Annotated in this window: 18 protein-coding genes; 9 read left to right on the top strand and 9 right to left on the bottom strand. The window is 31.7% G+C overall.

The window, feature by feature from the left end:
• Positions 1-2: 2 nt before the first annotated feature.
• Positions 3-302, bottom strand: coding sequence for a hypothetical protein (locus AB0A59_RS01325; protein WP_458745783.1), 300 nt, complete (start codon positions 300-302; stop codon positions 3-5).
• Between the two features lie 356 nt (positions 303-658).
• On the bottom strand, positions 659-1627 hold the full coding sequence (locus AB0A59_RS01330) for a radical SAM protein (protein WP_458745784.1): 969 nt from the start codon (positions 1625-1627) through the stop codon (positions 659-661).
• 770 nt (positions 1628-2397) lie between these two features.
• Between AB0A59_RS01330 and AB0A59_RS01335 the strand changes: the two genes are divergently transcribed.
• Both AB0A59_RS01335 and AB0A59_RS01340 read left to right on the top strand, forming a co-directional pair.
• Positions 2398-2757 (top strand): hypothetical protein, encoded by a 360-nt coding sequence (locus tag AB0A59_RS01335; protein ID WP_458745786.1) that lies wholly within the window; start codon positions 2398-2400, stop codon positions 2755-2757.
• Between the two features lie 1084 nt (positions 2758-3841).
• Entirely contained in the window at positions 3842-4810 is a 969-nt protein-coding gene (locus tag AB0A59_RS01340; protein WP_458745788.1) for a glycoside hydrolase family 130 protein, read from the top strand.
• A gap of 367 nt (positions 4811-5177) precedes the next feature.
• Here the strand turns inward: AB0A59_RS01340 and AB0A59_RS01345 are convergent, their stop codons facing one another.
• Together AB0A59_RS01345 and AB0A59_RS01350 are read right to left on the bottom strand one after the other, a co-directional pair.
• Positions 5178-6509 (bottom strand): glycosyltransferase family 4 protein, encoded by a 1332-nt coding sequence (locus AB0A59_RS01345; RefSeq protein ID WP_458745789.1) that lies wholly within the window; start codon positions 6507-6509, stop codon positions 5178-5180.
• 102 nt (positions 6510-6611) lie between these two features.
• Complete coding sequence (locus AB0A59_RS01350; RefSeq protein ID WP_458745791.1) at positions 6612-7115, bottom strand: universal stress protein; 504 nt, start codon at positions 7113-7115, stop codon at positions 6612-6614.
• A 574-nt stretch (positions 7116-7689) separates the two neighbouring features.
• Here AB0A59_RS01350 and AB0A59_RS01355 point away from each other — a divergent pair.
• Positions 7690-8064 (top strand): hypothetical protein, encoded by a 375-nt coding sequence (locus tag AB0A59_RS01355; protein WP_458745792.1) that lies wholly within the window; start codon positions 7690-7692, stop codon positions 8062-8064.
• A 27-nt stretch (positions 8065-8091) separates the two neighbouring features.
• Here the strand turns inward: AB0A59_RS01355 and AB0A59_RS01360 are convergent, their stop codons facing one another.
• The gene (locus AB0A59_RS01360) at positions 8092-8265 is read right to left on the bottom strand and encodes a hypothetical protein (protein WP_458745794.1); all 174 of its coding nucleotides are present in this window, start codon (positions 8263-8265) and stop codon (positions 8092-8094) included.
• A gap of 1330 nt (positions 8266-9595) precedes the next feature.
• Positions 9596-9727 carry a hypothetical protein gene (locus AB0A59_RS01365; protein ID WP_458745796.1) on the bottom strand — a complete coding sequence of 44 codons (132 nt, stop codon included), beginning with the start codon at positions 9725-9727 and terminating at the stop codon, positions 9596-9598.
• 1303 nt (positions 9728-11030) lie between these two features.
• On the opposite strand from AB0A59_RS01365, the gene AB0A59_RS01370 reads away from it, so the two are divergent.
• A complete protein-coding gene (locus AB0A59_RS01370; protein WP_458745798.1) occupies positions 11031-11681 on the top strand; it encodes a PsbP-related protein in 651 nt (216 codons plus the stop codon).
• A 281-nt stretch (positions 11682-11962) separates the two neighbouring features.
• On the opposite strand, the gene AB0A59_RS01375 is transcribed toward AB0A59_RS01370, so the two are convergent.
• The gene (locus AB0A59_RS01375) at positions 11963-13054 is read right to left on the bottom strand and encodes a hypothetical protein (RefSeq protein WP_458745800.1); all 1092 of its coding nucleotides are present in this window, start codon (positions 13052-13054) and stop codon (positions 11963-11965) included.
• A gap of 363 nt (positions 13055-13417) precedes the next feature.
• The gene (locus AB0A59_RS01380; protein ID WP_458745802.1) at positions 13418-13678 is read right to left on the bottom strand and encodes a hypothetical protein; all 261 of its coding nucleotides are present in this window, start codon (positions 13676-13678) and stop codon (positions 13418-13420) included.
• Positions 13679-14548: 870 nt separating this feature from the next.
• Here AB0A59_RS01380 and AB0A59_RS01385 point away from each other — a divergent pair.
• The 5 genes from AB0A59_RS01385 (at position 14549) to AB0A59_RS01405 (ending at position 21442) form a co-directional block, all read left to right on the top strand.
• On the top strand, positions 14549-15772 hold the full coding sequence (locus tag AB0A59_RS01385; RefSeq protein ID WP_458745804.1) for a hypothetical protein: 1224 nt from the start codon (positions 14549-14551) through the stop codon (positions 15770-15772).
• A gap of 261 nt (positions 15773-16033) precedes the next feature.
• Positions 16034-16657, top strand: a complete 624-nt coding sequence (locus AB0A59_RS01390) for a DUF47 domain-containing protein (RefSeq protein WP_458745806.1) — start codon at positions 16034-16036, stop codon at positions 16655-16657.
• Positions 16658-16759: 102 nt separating this feature from the next.
• A complete protein-coding gene (locus AB0A59_RS01395) occupies positions 16760-17764 on the top strand; it encodes an inorganic phosphate transporter (protein ID WP_458745808.1) in 1005 nt (334 codons plus the stop codon).
• A 695-nt stretch (positions 17765-18459) separates the two neighbouring features.
• The gene (locus tag AB0A59_RS01400) at positions 18460-18948 is read left to right on the top strand and encodes a VOC family protein (RefSeq protein ID WP_458745809.1); all 489 of its coding nucleotides are present in this window, start codon (positions 18460-18462) and stop codon (positions 18946-18948) included.
• Positions 18949-21265: 2317 nt separating this feature from the next.
• A complete protein-coding gene (locus AB0A59_RS01405; RefSeq protein WP_458745811.1) occupies positions 21266-21442 on the top strand; it encodes a tautomerase family protein in 177 nt (58 codons plus the stop codon).
• Positions 21443-21921: 479 nt separating this feature from the next.
• Here the strand turns inward: AB0A59_RS01405 and AB0A59_RS01410 are convergent, their stop codons facing one another.
• A complete protein-coding gene (locus AB0A59_RS01410; RefSeq protein ID WP_458745813.1) occupies positions 21922-22107 on the bottom strand; it encodes a hypothetical protein in 186 nt (61 codons plus the stop codon).
• Between the last annotated feature and the right edge of the window lie 165 nt (positions 22108-22272).

Genomic DNA, 22272 nt, shown 5'->3' on the forward strand with positions numbered 1-22272 from the left:
GGTTAAATCATTGGAGTAACATGCTGCAGTAGAGGAATAAGGATTACCACCAGTTTTGTGGTCGGTCCATGAGTTATGTAGATTTTTCCAGCTAACGATGATGAATCAGTTGAGGATGATGAATCAGAAACCACTACATTATTTGTAGTAGCCGAGGAACCATCTATATAAGTAGGACTAGTCGTAGGATTAGTCGAACAACTCATCTCATCTGTACCTTTAGGACCAGTTGGACAACCTACCCATCCCATACTTTTAGCATTACCTTGACCTGCTTGACCTACACCTCCCGCATTTTCCATGCCTTGATTGCCAAATTGAAAATTACCCTTTTGTGCTAACGAAAAATTTATCTGACTGAAATTGGAAGGGACAGAGAATTACAAAAATTAATCCACATATTATTATACTAATTAAACTAGCCATGATTTAAAAATTAGAGGATAGTAATAGAGATTTTATTCATTACAGTTTGTTTATTTTGATTCTATTACTTCGTGATAAAAATTGCTCTTTTGATTGAATAGAAGTTTATGTGTGATTAATGACACTATATAAGACTCTTAATAATCGAGTCCAATAGAGATGATGTCCATGAATATTGTTATCATTGATTCACTCATTTTTTAAGAGTATATCAGTTAAATGTAAATCATAGTCATTTATTTTTCAATCCTTGGGCAACTAGTATTGAATAACATCCCAGTCCACATTTTTCACATATCGGCTTCATCGCTTTACTGTCAGAGCTTCCAATACAACAAGGTTGTTTTGACTTTCCTTTGTGATCCAAAGATAAGATCGCCCATGAAGGACAGTCCACTGGAGTCGTTTTAATGCCTCCCCAGTTACCCTTCATTAATTCCAGCTGTTTTTCTGTGTTCATAATGAAATCAGGATATTTACTTCTTAATCTCAAAATATTGTTAATTATATCTGTTCTTATATCACCGAATGGTAGCCAGAGGGGATCATTATCTGCAAAGGGAGTATGAAATTGAAACCCTATTTTATTTATCGTACCTTTCCATTCATTAATCAGATCTTCAATGGTAGTATAATTCAGCGAATTTATAGTCATTGTAATCCAAATGTCCTTCCATGCTGGTTTTCCATTGCGAGCAGGTCCTTTGATGTAGTCAAAAATGTTCTTTTTGGTTTTTGAATATGCACCTTTTCCTCTTATGCTATCATGTACTTGTTCTGTCCCATCAAGGGATACCCAGTAAAAGTAAAGATTGTCAAATCTGACTAAAGGATAAGTACCGTTTGTTACTACACATATTCTTCTGGGCATCTCATCGCAAAAAACTTTTATTATATCCTGACGCATCATTGGCTCGCCTCCTACGAGTGTGACTACGTAAACACTGTGTTTCTTAAAGGTCTGTTTTATTATTTCTCTCCAGTCCCCAGGACTCAATTCATCTATTTCATTTCTTCTAGTTTTCCACCAGTAACAATGGGAACAATGTAAATTACAGACGTTGATAATATCTGCAGAACCATAGATGAATGGTTTTGAGTTAAAAAACTTTATTGATATATATTTGCTTAGGATACTAAAAATTGTGGGGGCATCTTTTATTATATCTGTTATACCCATACCGTATACAAGATCTACCAACAGTTATCAGAGAGAATATAGATTCTAAAGTATATTAAGAATACGTGAAATTTAGAAATATTCTTTGGTGGGGCTTCACTCATCTGGAAAAGGTTAAACTTTCTAAATCTCTCTTCTATTAATAAAGTCCAATTTAGGTGGAATGTCTTTTAAAGATCATTCGGACCGTAAGATCAAAATGACCCCTATTTCCATAATCAAGATCTGTCAATTCTTCCCTTTTTTTATTTCGTAGCAGTATGAATAGTTTTTAGCAGAATTTCAAATCTATGTGCCGGTGATTGATAACATATAGTATTTATTAATATTTCATATTCTAATTATACAATTTACTTTGGAGACTATGAATTTGAAATAAATTGTTCAAAAATCATAAGAAGCTGGGACCTGCTACGATACCCTTTGTTTCTCTCCCGGCAGGTTTATCATGGTATTCCTCTAAAACATTTCCCAAACCAATTTGGCTCAAAAATTCTATTCATTGAGTGATGTCTATAAAAATGGAATTTATTTTATACATTCTTGATAATGCTATATATGTTATCAGCTGCAGTAAACGACCCTACGACCTTCAAAGATCACTGCAATATGGTGAATAATGTAAATAGTTATTGTATTTGTTACTCTATTTTCAGATCAAGCTGTTTGCTATTAAATTAATGGTTCAATTGAAGGAATCATTTTTAATGGATGTTAAAATGGTGATTAACTTGAACTGAAAACGATATTCATCATAATATACTTAAGAGACACGGTGTGTATATAGAAACATGGTAATAGAAAAAAGTTATAATAATAATCACCTTCCCCTTATGTCATTAGATTCCCTTCATAAAAACACTATAATCAATCAAGCTAAAAAAGAAAATGTGGTCGTCCTTACTACAGAACAATCAAGTGAAAATATAGAAACATCTTTTCGTCAAAGATACTCTCTAGAATTAAGAACTAAAAAACAACAAATAAATAATTTTGAAAGAGGATTTGTTGAATTAGATGACGAAAGAAGAAATGTTAGACAGCAGATGATGCGAACTCCAGGACGAAGAGGGGAGATTATAAAAGAAGAAGAAATCTCCAAGGAATTTGGCAGGAGATTTTGTGAAAATGAAGGGATTGTTGCAAACTAGAGCCCTTCACTATCTCATAATATCATAATTTTTATATAGTTTTATCTAGTTATCTCCAAAAAATTAGTTTTTACCAGTTTGTAGCATTGCATTTCATGTTAGGGCGGCTTTTCCATATACCTGTAACGACATCAATATGCTCTAGCCATGGTTATGGCAAAGATATGTGGTATAGGTGTTTATGAACAGCCTTTAATCTCACATCCGCTCAGACAGCCGCGTTTTTCTTTGAAGATGTGATTCATACCTTGAATAAATATGAATATGATGACGGTTTTTCCAACACATTCAATGGTAAAATGCCACTATGATATCTATTCATAATCAGGTCAAAGTTTCAGGTAAATATACCCAAAAGTCAAACGAAAGGAATTGGCGTATTTAAACTTTAAACTTATTTTTAATATATTATCATTAGCAGTGATCTTCAAATCTTGAGATCTATTAAGACATGATGGTTAGATAACAAAAGAAGTTTATTTGGTTCTATTGCAATTACCTTATACCTAGTTTCGTCTGATTATATATGCCATCTAGTACCCTTTTTGCTAATCCTTAATATTGTATCATGTATATAGTATATTGTGAGTAACATGAATAACCTTCAATTGCTAATGTGTAAGAATTGTACCCATTCAAAGAATGAGCATAGACAACAACCCAGCGGCCCAAGATTTTATGATCATCGCTGTTTATTTTGTAAGTGCCAGCAATTTACATAAAATTATTTTTTTGTCTCATTTCTATTACTCTTATTTAATGACATACGTCCCTGGTTATACTTGAACATGAGTATATTTCTCTGATAATTCACACGCTATCCATCATTATTGCCATTTTCCTTGCAGTTTTCTATACTAGAATAAAGATTGTAACTACATTGTTTACTAAAGTCACTAGGACTAATTGATTATCAAAATGCAATAAACCTATCCCAGACCAAGATACCAGTAAAACATTGCTTTTAATATACTGTTTAAATACTATGGAAACAGCTTTATTCAATGTATATACCAATTATAAGCAACATCATCTCAAAATATAAATTCTGCGTTAGCGATCTATCCAATTGAAGTCCGTCCAATTGAAGTCCGAAATCCTAAAACGATATTCAAATAATCCTATACTTATTCCCAATAAGAATAACTGGTGGGAATCAGAAGCTGTTTTTAACTGTGCCATATTATATGATGGGAAAAAAATTCATATGCTTTATCGTGCGATCGGAGAATATGAGCACTACCTTTCAAGGATAGGATATGCATCCAGTGATGATGGTTATCTCTTTAGTAGGCGTGATGGAATAGCGTTTGATCCAACATTGGACTATGAAAAGTATGGTATCGAAGATCCTCGATTGTCCGAAATCGACAATCAAATCTATATTACTTATGTAGTATTACCCGATCGTCCAAAAAAAGGTCCAATGGTGTCAACCGCATTGGCAACTACTAAAGATTATTCAAAATTTGAGAGACTGGGCATCATTACAAATGAAGGAATGGATAACAAAGATGTGGTTCTTTTTCCAACCAAATTGCCGTCTAAAAATACCCCTAATAACGAAAAGTTGACCTATTTCAGCCTGCATAGACCAAGTTCTTGGATAGGTGATGCATATGGAATAGATAAACCTAGTATTTGGATTGGGGAGGGGACTACATTGACAAGTTTTGAAACCCATACTTTGCTCATGAAACCAGAACAGAAATGGGAAGAATTAAAGATCGGTGCTGGTTCTCCGCCTATTAGAACAAAATATGGGTGGTTAGTAATATACCATGGTGTGAGTGCGGACAGAACTTATAGTGCTGGTGCTGCACTTCTTGATTTAGACGATCCATATAAAATAATTTGTAGAAGCAAAGAACCCATTTTAGTACCTACCACAAAATATGAGAAATATGGTGATGTAAACAATGTGGTCTTTCCCACTGGTGCTTGCATTATCAATGGAGAACTTTTTGTTTATTATGGTGGTGCGGACAAGGTGTGTTGCGTTGCAACGGCCAAAATAAGCGATCTTGTAGATTATATTTTTCAAAATAGTTAGTCTATCATATGTCGTTAAATCAATCCAATATTGTAGGACGAAGAAACTAATTTTGTTGTAAAATAGAATGGAATAGAAACAGGTCGGTAATTTCGCTGTCTATCTTTTATATCTTATTTCTTTGTTCTATAAAATGCATTTTAGAATCTTCAAATCATTACCTTTTACCTTTACTATTAAGTACTGTGGTATACAGTGAAAACAAATCTAAAGTAATGTTCTTACTTGTTACTCTCAGGTTAAAAAAATAATCGCTTCTATAATATATGAATTTGGATCTAAATTGGCCTGGGAATGATTAGTTATACGTATCTATTGAGCATAACCTAGATGTCGATTATTATACAATAATCATCTATTGAATTTCTTATGATGGGCTGGCATAAGGTAATAGATTGTTTTTGATTCCCGTGTTACCCAAAACAGCAGTATAAAGTGCAAAATGCTGCAACGCAACATTATCCCATGTTAATTCCTTATTGAATTCCTCAATTCTTTTATAATACTGAGAGTAATTTGCTTCTAGTTTCTTGATTGCTTTAGCAAATTCATTAGGTCTTCTTTTTACTACTATTCCTAATCCTTTATTTGCAAATTCTTTGAAGAAACCTAAATCAGTTGCTATGAATGGTAATCCGTGAGCGAGGGCATCAAACATTACCCCTGAACCAGAGGTTACTGTATAGGGGAGGATGATTATATCACATGCATAAAAAAGAATTGAAAGTTCTTTATCTGTTAAGAAGCCTCGATTCAAATTAATTATTTTACTTTGATGTGTATCTTTACTTTCTAGGCGGGAATCTCTTTTCTGGTTATCATGACCATCAATTGAAGACGGCTTTATTGTATTGAATGAATTTTTTGATTGATTAATTACCATGACCCAATCATCCGGAATGTCCAAATTATTCAATATGTCCCAACCTTTTGTATGCGTCATGAATCCAAAGAATAGACCTATTTTACGATTTAGTGGTAAGGAGTACGTGTTTCTTGCCTCTTTTTTCTTTAAAGGCATATTCAAATTTGGTTCAGCTCCATGGTATATCACTGTGAAATTTTTCGATATTTTTCCGTCATTACTGGTATTTTCATTTTTGGATATTTGATTGGCTAAATAATTTGAAAAAACGATATTAGCTTGACTCATTTGCATTTTTTGCTTGTTTGCTGCATTAAAAGATTGGTAGTTTATGAAACGTTTCCAATAGGCTAGTATTTGCTTGCTTAGGTTAATAGGAAAAGTAATAATGTTTTTATCCAAAAGATTAGGGTGTTTGGATAGCTCCATCCATTGTCGTAGGGGATATGCTGAATGAAATGTCGTAATTATGGGTATTTTACATTCTTTATAAAATTCATCTATATTGGTACTTAAGTTACTTGGATTGATAGCATCCATTTTTAGTCCATATAGTCCATGTTCTAATTGGATATGCACAAGATCAGGGACGTACTCATCAATTACATCTAGTATTATTTTCGAATTATTGCCATTTTCAGGATCAATACCCATATAATCACCTTTTCCTTTCTCGTTACATAAAACAGAAACTTTCATACCTGATCTTTTTAATCCCTCGGTGAGATTCTTTGCATACCTTCCAACGCCTCCGGGAATAGGGGGATATTCGGTGGAAACCATTAGAATTTTTAATGAAAATTTATCTAATTTATCTAATTTATAAGACATCATTGTATAGGTTATATATCACATCCAAGACATATAAGGGAATATAATAACACTATAAATTCATCGATATTTACACATTTTTTACCGGTAATTACTATATTTTGGTTATCTTACCAAAACAACTGGACACGTTGCTACTTCTGAAATCCACCGTGAAATACTTCCTATACCTTTTCTATCATGTCTTTTCTTCAATGATCCACTACTACCCATTACTATCATACTTGAATTCTCTTCTTTAGATACGGTAAGGATCTCATCTGCCGGATGGCCTACCCGAATTACTGACTTGGCCACAACACCTTCATGGGTTAATCTATCTACCTCCTTTCCAATCATCATCTCCGCTCCCTCCCTAATTGTCTTTTCAAAATAGTGCCTAGTTTTGTCAAGATCATCCATATTCGAAATAAACTTTGTAATTTCTTTAGGATAGAAACTTGTATCATCTATAATATATAGAATAATTATCGCAGAGCTCTGATTTGATGCAAGATCTCTAGCTTTATTTAAGGCCTTTACTGACAGCTCAGTAGCATCAAATGGAACCAAAATGTTAGATTTATTGTCGTTCATTACTATTACATGATTTTTTGAATATATAGACATACACATCACCTTTTCGCTAAATGGTTCCATTTTTTTGGTATCTATGATTAGGGTATAAAGGCGTTTTGACGACCATCCTTGCTAATTTTATTTCTTTAGACCCGCCTAATTATTTCCCTTCATTACACGGTTTGACTACAAACTTTATTTTCAAAATTAAGACTATCGTTTGGATTTTGGTTCATCAATATTTTACTTATGAGGTCTTCAATACGTAAAAAAATGGTCCTGCCACCATAAAAGAACATATATTAGTAATTTCGATTCTTATTAACACGATAGATATTTTAACTTAGATTCAATACTTGTAAATTCAATATTGCAAAACCTTGAAAAATGATTTAGGAGATTTATCATAGATTTTCTTCTTTAATTGTGAATTTAATAAATTTTAGGAAATACTGCCTGTGGACTTGAAGGCGATAACTTTCTAAAAGTTGTTATTAATGAAATATACTAATGAATTAAGGATTAAAGTTTTGACCCAGCAAAAAACAAACTTATATTCAATAGATGCTTTAAGAAAACAATAGAATGAAGAAAATTACTTATAACATCGAGCGTCAATAATAAAATGCCGAATAAAGATAAACAAGATAAACAAGATAAACAAGTTAAACCATCAGCTAAAATAGAAATATTAAAAAAAGCAAAGAAAAAGGTTTCTGACGTATCACAATGTGATAATCTATCTATCGCTGAAATAGATGCACTTCATTATCATTATAGTAAGTTTTCTCCATTATTTAAAAATGCGCCTCATCCTACATTCGTGGTTTTAAGGATCTTAGAACGTTATATCCAAATAGATAATATTGTTATTGGAGATGTAATAAATGAAATCAAACAAAGAGGACTTGATATCTCTCATACTGATGCGCAAATAGATGCATTAGTGAATGAGTTAGCATCCAATAATAAAAAATATAAATCAAAATCCAATGCTTAAGATAAGCATCATTTGAATGTCATGAATTTATGAAAGATCCACATAATCCTCAAGAACATAATTATTCAAATGCCCTTTAGAGCACTTGAATGTTGAGTTTGGATTCTTCTCAGATTCATTTCTAAATTCTTTCATGTCGTCTGCATATACTCCACTAAAAATAGTGCCACAAGTTTTACATTTTAACATAAGCATTGGCATTTTTATACCTTCTTCCTCGACGTTCTCTATACGTTGAACTTGTTATTATGCTTGCAGTCCATAAAAAAAAATCAATTATAAATCAAAATGGTAGTCTGACAAGATTGGCAAATATCCACGAATTAACTTTTAAACGTATATTCTAATTTTGACCTTATTTTTAATGTAGTTTTTCATTCACCTTGAAATTTACACTTTTGTATTTATTGAAGGGAAAAATATGTTAAAGTCGATTCCAAAGACAAAATATATTTATGTCCTTCATAGGAGAATGCTAGTGTTCCCAATACTTGTATAGATTCAAATTCTTGATGATATCAATACGTAGTATATTCACTCATTGAGGATCTTTTTTCCTGATGTGATCTAAATGATGTATATGCTTGTAATTATGCATTTAAGCAAAAGTAAATCTTCTAGAAAAACATTTGATACTTTAGGTTATTATTTTCATCTAAACGGGCTAGAGTAGCCAATTATCGTTACATGTATTTATCTATTTCTAACAGAGTAATGAACTGACTTTGAATTGAAATAAACAGCAAATATGTCATGAACTTGAACTTCAAAGACTATTCCACAGGATGGATTAAAACGATAGTAAGCACATCCCTTGACGAGGGATTCTAATTTATGGTTTAATCGAGTTATCTAATATGTACGTGAAAATCTCCAGCTGCCGTTATGAAATGTCTCAAGGAATCTAACCCCTTCGGTATTGTTTCTTATCCTGGTGTTGCCATTCTTAGGGTTATTAAGCTGATTTCTCTTATTAATGACTTCAATAAGTTTTCTCATATTTATATATACATTTCCTCATATAAGAACGTATAAAATATTGATATCAAACCAAATTTTACTTTAGAATAGTAAATGGGTTTGACTTTTGAATCATGCTTGTACTTGCGTAAAGTAAAATTGTGCTTTTTAGGGTGATATATTTGCGTGCTCTAACCTCGGTAATATGCGAATCATTGCATCTATGAATGAATTGGGTCTACCACATTTCAAGAAGGAGTGTAAGAAAGATCGTTCACAATAACCTAAGTTTTATATCAATCTTGATCTTCTATTGCAAGTTGCTAGAGGCAAATTATTCTATCAAATTATAGAATAATATTCGTTATCATACTTTTTGCTAATGTCATTAATTCTTTGAATAAGATCACATTTTCATCTGATTGGGTAAAATTTTGATTTATGCTCTTCGATGAATTAATGAAAAACAGATCCAATTCATATTTACGATTTAAAATACTATCGTTTTATTTTTATTCTTTCATTTATTCAAGAGGCCAGAAAGGTATGGCATTATCTTCTTTGGTTAATTTCAATCAGTATTATTCTTTTGAGTATTTTCATTTTGAGTATTTTCATTTTGGAAGTACATGTGGTTATTACCTTTAGTACGCTTTGGCACGTTGGCAATTGTGGCTTCATCATCATTCTTGCTATATGACATGTATTACTATTGGGCTTCATCTTATATAAAATTATATTAGGTCTCAGTTTCTAAGAGGAAATCACTATTCTGAAAGATAATATAATAAACAATCTTATTCATTCTTTTGACCGTATAGCTTTTCACAAAATTCAAATGTAAAGATCTGGTTTTTTTGGCCATTGGCTCATTTCCTGGTCCATCCATATATTATTGGGTAATAAGCTAAAATTCACCCGTTGGTAATATTATTATGAAAGTCCAACTTATTTCCCTGTAGGAAGAAAAAAGAGGGTTTTTTGTAATAAAGTCTCGACGTAAATGCAATTAATCCCCGTGAATCCAGTGAATTCAGAAATCATTCAATTATTATATGATGATCGATATACATTTAATTTCACATTCTAATCTCATAGTTTGATTCTATAATATTATCTATACATCCTTGACATCTGTTTCAACCATAACTTATCACCTTTGTGGGATAAAAAAAACAGCGAGCATTTTGGGAGGATACTATCATATTCTATCGGGTTAATCACCTTTATCAACAGACTGAAATTACTATTGTCTAGTAGTTTTTCCAACCATTAATATATTTGTAAGGCGAATAATTAGTAATGAGTGAAGCTAGTTTTCAACTATTAATATGTAAAAATTGTATCCATTCAAAGAACGAGCACAGAAACGAACCTAATGGTCCAAAATTTTATGACCATAGGTGTCTTTTATGTAAATGTCAACAATTTACATGACCGTTCTTTCAATACTTTTCTGAAGATAGATATTAAAAAATGCCGTTATAATATTAATACGAATATGGGTAAGGTCAAAAAGATGTCTACTAAAGAAATTATATCAGACAAATTCTTTATGAAATTTTGACTTGTTTCCTTTCTACTTTATTATTCTGTCTTTAATCTATTCATTTCCTCCAGACAAATTGGTTAACAGAGTTATATTCAGGATCATTAAATAATACATTCTGTTAATGATTGTCACTTTTTAAGTAAAGATATGGCCCTGATTGCAATTAAAGAAAAGGATGAAATGGTTCAAGTTTCAACGTAAAATAAGTGATCCTATGATAGTATATATGAGTCATAAAAAGTTCCTATTAGGCGAAATATTAATCAAAATCAATTAGTTATAAATCCATTGCATGCTTAATATGATAAATGAGAAATCAAGAGTGTGTGATTAATAGAAATTGCTGATATGGAAACTGAGACCATTTCAAGAGCCACTGTATTTCCAGTATAGAATAATGTTATGAACAATCTTGCATTATCATTTTTAAATTAATGTCTGTAATATTAGTAAGATGGATAGTGTTAAAGTATTGGTATTTTGGAGTATTGTTTTTTGCTTTGGGTTAATAACTCTATCATATTATGAATACAGCAATGTATACGGTTCATTGGCATCAAATAATTCTACACAAAACAATTTGAATTATACTATATACTCTAATGATCGGTTGGGAATCAGTTTTGAATATCCTTCTGACTGGAACGTTGAGGAGAAAATCAATAGGTTTTCAAAATATTCCGATGTCCAAGTTCACAATGGTAGTAGTTCCTTCAAAGTTATGAAATCTCAATCAAGTTCTGATACTGAAATGGCCGAGAAAATAGGAGGTTTAAAGGAAGTAGTAGGAATAATTTTACCCCCAGAAGAAAGGGTAGTGGGAGCAATAGAAGAAAACATGTATGCAATAGATGGTACAGATACCGTGTCAGTGCTAACGGCAATGGAGAGTTTGACTAATGTTCCTGACCAAGGTTTGGAAAGAATTCTATTGATACAGAATGATGTTTTATATATCCTTACGTATCAAAATACCGTGGATCAATTTGATTCAAAGCAAAGTCAGGAAACAATTGGACACATATTGGCTTCCTTTAGATTTATAGATTCAAGCAATGAGGATGGCCGAGGGAGTGATAACGAAGATGGCGACGACAACGACTAAAAAAATCCCACAAGCCAGAATGCTGATATACTTTATAGTATTAACAAATATACCTCACCAATTTTTTTATCATCAGATTTGCAAGATGAGTTGAGTGGAGTATTGATCTCTGATCTCTGAATTATAGTTATTCATCGGATCAAAAATATTTTTAATGTTGCTGAGTGCTTATCAATTTTTGTGCACCGTTCTAAACTGTCTCCATAAAATAGTTCTTCTAGTGTTTTCGTTCCATTTTAGCATCTATTCACTATAGGAGCAAAGAGTCTATTGTAAAAAAATCATGTACTTTTCTCATCATATGTCTGAATACTATATAAATATCTCCTCTTTTCTGTTCTCATTAAATAAATGATTCCAACTACTAGTATTATTTCAAACGACTTGGCAATAATTCCTCCAAGATCGACATCTTCGGGAGTTGAATTTGGTGAAAGAGGAGGGGGAAGAATAACTGAATATAAATATAAAAATATTAGAACCAAAGACCCTGCTAGTCCAATCCAGTTTAAGATTAAAGACTTTTTGTAATACTCTTTTGATATATACTTTTTGTCCGTTTTCTTGACAGTTAGTTTATCATCAGAGAAAATTAATAAAATATATGAAATCCCATAGAAGAGTTGTCCGCCTGCAGCAGATATTAGGAAAATACTATATTCATATCTTAAAGTAGCATGACCAGAATAAACTGCGAGGTGAACTATAGCAGCACCTAATGCTAAGAACAAGACTGAATATTTAATGAATTCATCATTAGATATTGGATTTGTTTTGCTTTTTCTTCTACTTAGAAACATCCAGCTTAAAACTGATCCGATTATCAAGATCACACCAAAAACTGAACCATAAATCACTGTAGTGAAAATGAAGCCAAATGATTCAGTTATGGCGATATTAAATACAGCTCTTTCACAGTTGCAGTTTGAATTGTCACCTAATATTGTACGGGAAGGGGGAGTTGTATTGATAATTTCCTCACTCGAATTATTCGAATTAACATTTAGTATGCTCAAAACAATTTGATAATTTCCTATCTTTGGAAATACATAGGGAATTTGGAAATCGCCTACTTCTAGCTCTGTCCAAGGATAAGCAGCCAATCGCTCATTGGTAAGGGTTGAATATATTTCAACCATCGCTATTACATTGCTCGTGTCTCTGCCTTGCTTATCCTGAATGCTAAACTGGATGTGTGATAATTCATTAGGTTTGGTATATTCGGGCTCCATTTGTTGAAGAACCATATACTTATCCCCAATTCCTGTATCCCCATTATTATAGTGAGAAGAGTGGCTGAAATGCGCCTCTGCAGAACTAAATGAGCATGAGATAAGATAAGAAAAAGATAATAATAAAGATATTGAAATCAAGAATTTGGTGATTTGTCTACAAGAATAAATATCATTTATTCTATGATTTTTCAATTATATTCAATTATACAAAATCGAGCTATAAATACCGTTATCCTATGTACGATCTTTAGATCTCTTATAAGATCTTAAAATTTATCAGTCTGATAACTATTTTGCTACAAAATTATATGTTAAAAAGCCGCTAATTACTTAAATCGGCAACAATTTGTGGTACTTTAGCCTTGAATTAACCACATATACTGCATACTTCAAAGTGTTTGTTAAAATTAAATAAGTAAACTTATTTTCACTGTCTAAATATAAAGGGCAAAATCTTATTAAAAATTGTAAATTGTTATATTTAATTTAGAGTACAGTCATTTAGCCAGAGCCATGTAAATGATTCAAATTTGTAAAATTGTCTATAGGTTTGGGGTTAATTGCATTATTGGAATTATAACCCTCCAATCCTATACCACTAATAAGATCTCCAAACATTTCATTAGAACTCGAAAAATGACTTTTAGTTTTGTTAACATCAATCATCAGACCCAAAACCTTTTTGCCCATAAGATGAATGGTTATTGACACCTGTGTATATTTAGTTCCATTATCAGAATAGATGCTTGATATTCCTGTCACAATTATGTCCTTTCCGGCAAAAATAATATCATTTGAAGTAAAATTATTAATTACGTGATTATGGGAAAGGCTACCATCGGTTTTATCATAATAAAATTGGCACCAAAGGCTGCACTCATATTTTGATTTTTCAAATTTTTATTGCTAGAATCTATGATCTCTAGATTCCATAGTCCTTCTTGAATCCAATTTACTATGCCATTTCCATCTGATTGTTTGCAAAATAGCCAGATGCCAATACTAACATTGGCTCATTTTGTTCAGGCGTTCTGAGGCTATTGTTGTTATGACCTAAATGAACTGCTTGTAGAACATGTAACAGACTCTGAGTTCATTTGCGCACACGCCATTATCAAATACGGTTTCTGCTATATGAAATCTAAAATCGGAAATGACATTCCGATGGTGGTAGCGAATAAAAATATTACAAGCAATAGGATGATAGACATCTTATACTTTGATTTGGAAAAAATATATTCACTAGTTTATGTATTAAATAATTACATAAATTATTTTCGTAAAGGGATCTTATCTTCTATACAACATGTACAAATCCATATTTATTTTTATAGATGTTTTACTTTGGCTTGAATAAATTTGTAAATCCAATAGGGGTTGATAACAAATAATATACTATACGTTTCCCTTCATTAGTTTTGGTCTATATTTTCGAAGTAACAAGGGTTTTGTACAACTGTTACTAAGAGGCCACGATATGCGACTATGTGTCTTGAAATTAATCAAGTCGAGTCGACCTAATTCACAATTATTCTGTATCATTATTCTAATACTAATGAGTAGAATAATTTTTGTTAATAATATTAACAAATTATTTTAATAAATGTTCTTGTTAAATAATTAATAATTAATTTGTTAAGATCAAAAAAAACTAAAAGCCTTTTTTTACAAACTACTTTGATAGCATTGCTCTCTTTCATTTTTACTTTTACATTTACCGGATCTGATCCTTCATTAGCAGTCAATTTTGGATTTGCTCAACTTTCTACTAATAACAGTATAATCCAGATCATTAGCACCTCAACTTTTATAGATGACTTTGGTAATTTTCATGTTATAGGTGAAGTAAATAATACCTCTTCCGACCCCCAAACAAACATCCTAATTACAACGATTTTATCTGATACAACAAACAATGCTATAATTGGCAACCATTCTGCTTTCTCATCAATCGGAACCTTAAGATCTGGTGAACTATCTCCTTTTGATATATTAATACCAGATCCTCAAATTGTAGGCAAGTTTAACTTTATTGAATTCTCCACTAGTTCTCAACCTGCTACAATAGAAAAACCAGCAAATCTTGTTTTAAATGGTAGCAGTGCCTTCTTAGACAATATTGGAAATCCTCACATCACTGGTAATATAATTAACCAAGGGCCATCTCCAGAACAGTTTTTGAATCTTGTTGCAACATTTTATGATAATTCAAGTCTTGGTATTGTTGGAACTCAAAGTTTTGGCCTAAATGTTGCTAATCTGACTCAGAATCAGATAGCCCCATTTGATATTACTATCACAGACAATAAAACTAAATCTCAAGCTGCTTTCTATTCACTTAACGTAGATTCGGTCCAGAATTCCATGGGCTTTCCCCTTAATCCCAAGTTTTCATTTGAACCTATTGATGGATTTGTCGATAGCGGATTATTTCTGGATTCACCATTAAATAATGATCTCGGATTTACGAACAACGATAATATCAACAATGGTTTAAACAACCCTGGGAATGATTCCGACAATGATAATCAAAATAATAATGATAATGGTGATAATCAGCGCGGAGAAGAGAAAACAGATGATAGTGGGAATCCTTATTACAATGACGAAAACTGTAGTGAGAGCACCGGTTCTTCTGGAGGAAATTCTTCTGAATGCCAGGATGCGGAAAATGAAGAACAAAGTGAGCAGGAAGACGAGGATTCTTCAGAAACTGATCAAGGCCCACCATCTAACTCCGATTCTGCAGGAGGTAACAGTGATGAAGGGGATGGCACTAGCAACGAAAGCGATGGCGGAGAAAACACAAATAGTAATGAAGAGAATGACAATATCGATAATAGCAATAACAACTAAATAATTACCTTCAAATTAACAATAAACCAACTTTTTTTTATGAAAACTATCTCATCATGATAAAAAAAGCCGTTGTATGGATTGTTTCGTCAACCTTAACCAAGTAAGTGAAGATAAGGAATAAAATTAATTAAACTTATTTCTTCGTTATCTAGTTGTTCACGGATCAAACAAAATTAATGCATTTATTTAGTCGATAAAGATAAAAGCAGAAATTACTTTCATGAATTAGAGGTGTTTTCTAAAAAATGGCTTTCATGGTTGAAAGGCAATGATAAATTAATTATTGAGATGTTAGAAAAACAATCTGCTAATTTAGTAATTGCAACAACGTCTCTAGTTGATATCATACTTGAAAGCCCGGAAAAAAACATTAGTAAAGGGAAGATATCGCAAATCAAGGATCTGGAACACGAAGGTGATAATATTACTCATAATTTATTTACTACTTTGTCGCAAACTTTTGTAACTCCTTTAGATAGGGAGGATATTGCCGGGCTCGCTAGTGCAATAGATGAAGTATTGGATTATACGGATGGTATAGCAGATAGGTTTTTGCTATTTAATATTCAGAGACCTACTTCTTATATGATAGATCTTTCTAAAATTCTTCTTGCTGCAACCAAAGAAATACATTTCGTTACCAAAGCACTATACAAAATGAAGAATGCTTTTGAATTGCTGCCTCATTGTAATAATATCAAGAAATATGAGCAACAAGCCGATAGTTTGTATAGAAGAGCGATTGCTACCTTATTTGAAACCAACACCAATGCAATTGAAGTAATAAAATTAAAAGAAATATACGAGAATTTTGAGTCTTCATTAGATAAATGTCAAGATGTAGCTGATATAATAGAAGATATTGTCCTTAAATATGGATAGTATGTCCGCATGTTAGTTCATTAAATATTTAGAGTAGTATATTTCTTGGATAGAAAGATATAGTCTCTTTAATAATTTTTATATTCAACCATGGAAGACGGTTTGTTATATATTACCATTGGGGCAATATCTGCCGCCCTTTTGTTTGATTTCGTAAATGGCTTTCATGATTCAGCAAATGCAATTGCAACAGTGGTTGGAACTAGAACTCTTAAACCATTACATGCGGTGTTTATAGCATCAATTACGAATTTTATAGGACCATTTCTTTTTGGAACTGCTGTGGCCACAACTGTTGGGAAGGGGATAATTCAGCCGGAATTTGCTACTACCGAAGTAATATTGGCTGGCTTAATTGGAGCTATTATATGGAATTTAATTACTTGGTATTTTGGTTTGCCTTCTTCTAGTAGCCATGCATTGATTGGAGGTTTAATTGGCTCTGCATTAATCTCCGGTGGGATACAAACTATAGTATTTGAAGGAATAGAAAAAACTATTATTTTTATGATCGTGTCTCCCGCCTTGGGATTTTTCATGGCATTTATTTTTGCAGTACTTTTGGTGTATTTTCTACATAGAAAAAAACCACATTTAATCAATATGGTGTTTGGCAAACTACAGATAGGCTCATCAATTTTTTTTTCGTTAACTCATGGTGCTAACGATGGACAAAAAACCATGGGAGTAATAACAGCATTGTTGATATCTGGAGGCTTTTTGCAGTCTAATGAATTTGTTGTTCCTTTCTGGGTTATACTAAGTGCGGCGATCGCGATAGGATTAGGTACCTTTTTCGGTGGATGGAGAATTGTAAAAACGATGGCATTTAAGCTTACAGATTTAAAACCCTATCAGGGATTCTGTGCAGAAACTGGAGGCGGAGTAATTCTTGCAGCTATGGCTTGGCTTGGGATACCGGTCAGCACAACACATGCTATTTCTGGAGCAATAATGGGAGTGGGAGCAACTCGGAGGCTTTCCGCAGTGCGATGGGGTGTAGGCAGGAGAATTGTTTATGCATGGATAATAACTATACCCGCTAGCGCTGCTATTGCTGCCTTAATTCTTGTAGCTATTAGCAGCATTTCTGGATATTTGCTTTAAATATTCATAGCATAAGGAAAAAACGACTCTTTTTTGTTTATTGAAATGTAATGATTGATTTATCTTTTTTACCATGTATATTGAACGATATTTTAATAATTGATTACTTTTCATAATAGCCCAGAATCACTATTTCATTAAAATATGAAATAGTATTCTCTAAAACTGAAATTATAGATAGAATCTGTCAACTTTGCAAACTCCAAATCATATACTATCCAAAAGAGGATGATATATTATTATTATTATTATTATTATTATTTAGTATCGTAACCTTTTATTTTTTGCCTTCTATATCATGACTGCAGTTATGAACGAAAACATCTCTTTTTTTAGATGTGCAGATTGATTTTCATAATGGTCTATTATTTTCAAGTATAAAATGATGGCATTTGTATGTTCGATATATACAGTAGTAACGCAATTTTACTGACGTCAAGTCTTTAACAAATAGGCGTATCTTTGAGATAAATGATTATAAAAAGGTACAAAGACTATTCATCTGAACTAATCGTCGCTATAAATTTGAAAGTGATTTTATGTATACTGTTATTATTAATCTTTTATTCTAAATAAATTTCCAGTTTTTTACAAAATTTCGGTAGCATGAATCTAAATGAATCTATATGATGACCACAGGCAACTATACTTTTATTCCCTTGTAAACTTATAACTTATAATTTAATAGATCCTTTATGAGTCAAGTGAAAAAAATCCCTGACGGATATCATTCTATAACTCCATATTTGATAGTGAAAAATGGATCAGAAGCGATTGAATATTATAAAAAGATATTCGGAGCCAAAGAACACGGACGGATGATGACTCCAGATGGGAAAAGAATAGCTCATGCAGAAATTGAGATTGGTAATTCTAAATTAATGTTGGCAGATGAATTTCCGGAAATGAATTCTCTTTCGCCTAAAACAATAGGTGGAAGCCCTGTAGGATTATTTCTGTATGTAGACGACGTAGATAAAGTGTTCAGTCAAGCAGTTGCCGAGGGAGCAAAGGTTTTGATGAGAGTTGAAGATCAGTTCTGGGGAGATAGATATGGTAGTATAGAAGATCCATTTGGTCACAGATGGTCCATATCTACTCATATCAAGGATCTAACTGAAGAGGAACTGAAAAAAGCAGCAGAAGAAGCTTTCACAAAAATGCCTGAAAATAAACCAAACTAATTTCTTCTTTGAACAATTATGACAACATTGTCATAGGTTGTACAGTTCTTAAAAAGATATTAGTTCACAATAAGCTTCGCTGATAATATCATATTTCTTGATAGTAACTAAAATTGATACTTACACTTTCGTTATCCAATAACCTGTTACAAATATTTGTTTAGTTTATTTTTGTGATCTAATATTCCTTATATTTACAATTCTACATCTCTCAAAAAAGCCAGGAATGAATTGGAAACTGATTTGAACATTGCATTTTTTTGATACCAGTGGCAATAGAATATTACCAATCTGCTTGAATTCATGTTTATTCTAAAAGATATAATCTATTATCAAGAAATGAATTATATGATTACTTTCTTCCTATTCATATAATATGAATACTTGGCGCGTACATTTTCTACTTCTCTTATTTAGCATTATTTTTATTGTTAGGATGTTAAAATATATCTGATGAATATGATCCGTGAGCAAAAAAATATTTCACAACAATCAACGGATAAAGAGAATCGATCCGATCGAGATATCCTTTTCAAATACTTTCTAAAATGTGACTGTTGTTCATGGAATGCATCCTTTTATGAAGTGTCTGGAAATATTCATCTAGATATTATGACATTACGTTGCCCGACATGTTTTAAAAAGGAAGTAAGATGGAAGAAAGTTCCATTTTGAACAATTATGAATAGATCCATGCATATCGGCAAAAGAAGTTTCAATCAATTTTACTTTCAAGTCTATTATACCATCTTTGAATAATTGAGAGAAAAGTAATATTACAGAAAGTTCTACAGATCAAAATTACATGTATGTATACATTCCATGTTGTGATAGCAATACTTAACATGGGGCATGCAGTATGTACATTGTGAATGCAAAAGGAAGAAAAGGTGACAGAAATTCCATGGTTACATGTAGTTTATGTCATGGCGGATTAAGTATATCGACAGACGCAGATCTAAAAATGCATGATGAAATATGGCATCAGAAAAACTCAATTAGTTATTTTATTAGGAATAAAAAACCAATTAACTAGAATAATTCTATTCTTATAGTTAGAAGAAACCTAATTATTAATCATAAATTTATTAAGATTACTGGTAATGATATCTATCAGATAGAAGGAGTGTACAAATTTATTTTTTTATAATTTAGTTTTTATCTTGTACTGGTATTAAATTCATACGGTATGAGATGATGTCCTCATTCATTTAAATTGTTGTAAATTGTAAATAGTAGGCATTAATTTTTTGTTGATACATATTTATCATATTATTTATTTTCGCTAAAAATCATGGGGTATTACCATGTACCTGAGTCAGGTGTTTATTTAGTTCTTTCTCATTTTTAGCAACATAGTTACACATTATGCAAGTCCTTTTATCTTTACGTCCTTGCAGGTAATCTGCGAGGTGCATTAATAATATTGTTATTCCCCACATATACTATAGTATTTATGATACTATTTAATCCTCATTTTTTAAGTTAATATTTTACTTTTTCTATCTGATTATTCGATTTATGTTCAGCCATATTGTTACATACGTAATTTCTTTTGGTTCTAATAGTATAGTAAACTTACAATGAGCCCTGTGGCTTCTAATCCATAAAGTTCAAGGGAATTATTATAGTACTTTATAATTAGAAAGCTTATTGTTGTATTCATTACTATTGGCAAGGGGAATCCTGCTCACGAGTAGGCGCATACTATAGAAAAGAGGTATAATCTGTGTTATTTTTATAAATGAAATCATGGTTGAGAATTTATCCAGTTCAATAAGGGATTTATTAAATAATGGTAAAATGAACGAGGTGGTTAAAATGATGTTATCAGTAAGTCAAACAACTATTTTGTAAGCAACTTGTTGATTTGAATCTATGATCATTCTATAAATACTATTATAATAAAATAATTTTACCGAACATCTCTAGTATCTATTGATTACTAGTTTCTGCATAGAAATGAGGCACGGGTTGTTTTCCACGAGCAATCGCCTCATTTCTAATATCTGAATGGTTATTGTCAATTAGATCCCCGCTTTTTAGACCCTTTATAGCAGGTTCTGTTATTCTAGTATTGGCAATAATCCGAGCTTTGTATTTTGGATTAACTAGATTATTTATGACATTTTAACTATATTTATTAGATTTAATATTTGATGTTAAATATATGGAATATCGAGCAGACAAGGTAACTCAGAGTTAGATCATATTTTGAAAATATGATAACTTTAATTAGTATTTTTTCTCTCTATATTAACATCACAATAATCTATCTTAGTTGAAATCTTATTAACATCTATGATGCATTATTACCATGCCTATAATTAGTGTGCAAATGTACAGCGGAAGAACTCAAAGAGAAAAAGATAGATTGGCAGAAGCCATTACGGAGGACGTAGTTAAAATATTAAATGTTAGCAGGGAAGAAGTTATAATACTATTTACAGAAGCCACTCATGGAAATTGGTATTCTTCGGGTGTACGTCTATAAAGAACAACTAAAATTTTTTGGCTTATTACATCTCGCACTACAAATTATACCTTTTCATAATATTAGAGATAATATTCTTGGTAATCGGTCTAATCATCTATTATTATCATGATAGTAGACGAACCGCTTTTATTAGTAGTAGATAATAAAAATGATTCATATGAAATTGAGGGCTCTATAGTATTCGATACCTATTCTAACATAGAAACAACATTAATACTTATGCATATTTGAGAAAGCTTGGTATCAAACGAGAAAATATTTACAACAAAAAATTTAGACTATAAATTTGATGAATCTAAAAATGAGCTAAAGATTGAGAGGTAATAAGAAGAAACAGATAGAAATAAATGGGTAGTAACAATTTAAATCGTCTATACTATTTTATTGAGAAATGAAAGTGTTAACTCAATTTTATCAAATTGTTTAGTTGCTACTTAAATTCCTTGGTTCGGAAGTCTGACTTGACTATTATTTGATCATTCTTTTAACTCATCATCTTGAGTTTCTAAAATACTCTTTGTATCATCGTCTGAGCCTGTCTCTACAACAGGATCTTGTTGATTTTCCAAAGATGTGGATGATTGTTCAATCTTTGATAATTTTTTCTTATTTAATCTTTTTGTAGATTCTATTGTTTCATCTATCTTCTGTTGCTCAGGCATATCTTCATAGCATTCAATGAGAATATAAAACCTTTGTTACAAAATTATTGACCCCAAATCTTAAGTAATAAATTATTGTATTAATACTACTACCCCAATCAACGGCATACAATTAATTGGCGTTTACAGAAGTCTTGACGTCATAAAATGTAATATCTGTTATAT

The sequence above is a fragment of the Candidatus Nitrosocosmicus sp. T genome (assembly GCF_054408485.1).

What these genes read in the sequence shown, in the direction of transcription:
- AB0A59_RS01325 (WP_458745783.1), bottom strand. Translation starts at nt 302, where the DNA reads ATGGAAAATGCGGGAGGTGTAGGTCAAGCAGGTCAAGGTAATGCTAAA.
- AB0A59_RS01335 (WP_458745786.1), top strand. Translation starts at nt 2,398, where the DNA reads ATGGTAATAGAAAAAAGTTATAATAATAATCACCTTCCCCTTATGTCA.
- AB0A59_RS01345 (WP_458745789.1), bottom strand. Translation starts at nt 6,509, where the DNA reads ATGATGTCTTATAAATTAGATAAATTAGATAAATTTTCATTAAAAATT.
- AB0A59_RS01350 (WP_458745791.1), bottom strand. Translation starts at nt 7,115, where the DNA reads ATGTCTATATATTCAAAAAATCATGTAATAGTAATGAACGACAATAAA.
- AB0A59_RS01355 (WP_458745792.1), top strand. Translation starts at nt 7,690, where the DNA reads ATGCCGAATAAAGATAAACAAGATAAACAAGATAAACAAGTTAAACCA.
- AB0A59_RS01360 (WP_458745794.1), bottom strand. Translation starts at nt 8,265, where the DNA reads ATGCCAATGCTTATGTTAAAATGTAAAACTTGTGGCACTATTTTTAGT.
- AB0A59_RS01365 (WP_458745796.1), bottom strand. Translation starts at nt 9,727, where the DNA reads ATGTCATATAGCAAGAATGATGATGAAGCCACAATTGCCAACGTGCCA.
- AB0A59_RS01370 (WP_458745798.1), top strand. Translation starts at nt 11,031, where the DNA reads ATGGATAGTGTTAAAGTATTGGTATTTTGGAGTATTGTTTTTTGCTTT.
- AB0A59_RS01400 (WP_458745809.1), top strand. Translation starts at nt 18,460, where the DNA reads ATGAGTCAAGTGAAAAAAATCCCTGACGGATATCATTCTATAACTCCA.
- AB0A59_RS01405 (WP_458745811.1), top strand. Translation starts at nt 21,266, where the DNA reads ATGCCTATAATTAGTGTGCAAATGTACAGCGGAAGAACTCAAAGAGAA.
- AB0A59_RS01410 (WP_458745813.1), bottom strand. Translation starts at nt 22,107, where the DNA reads ATGCCTGAGCAACAGAAGATAGATGAAACAATAGAATCTACAAAAAGA.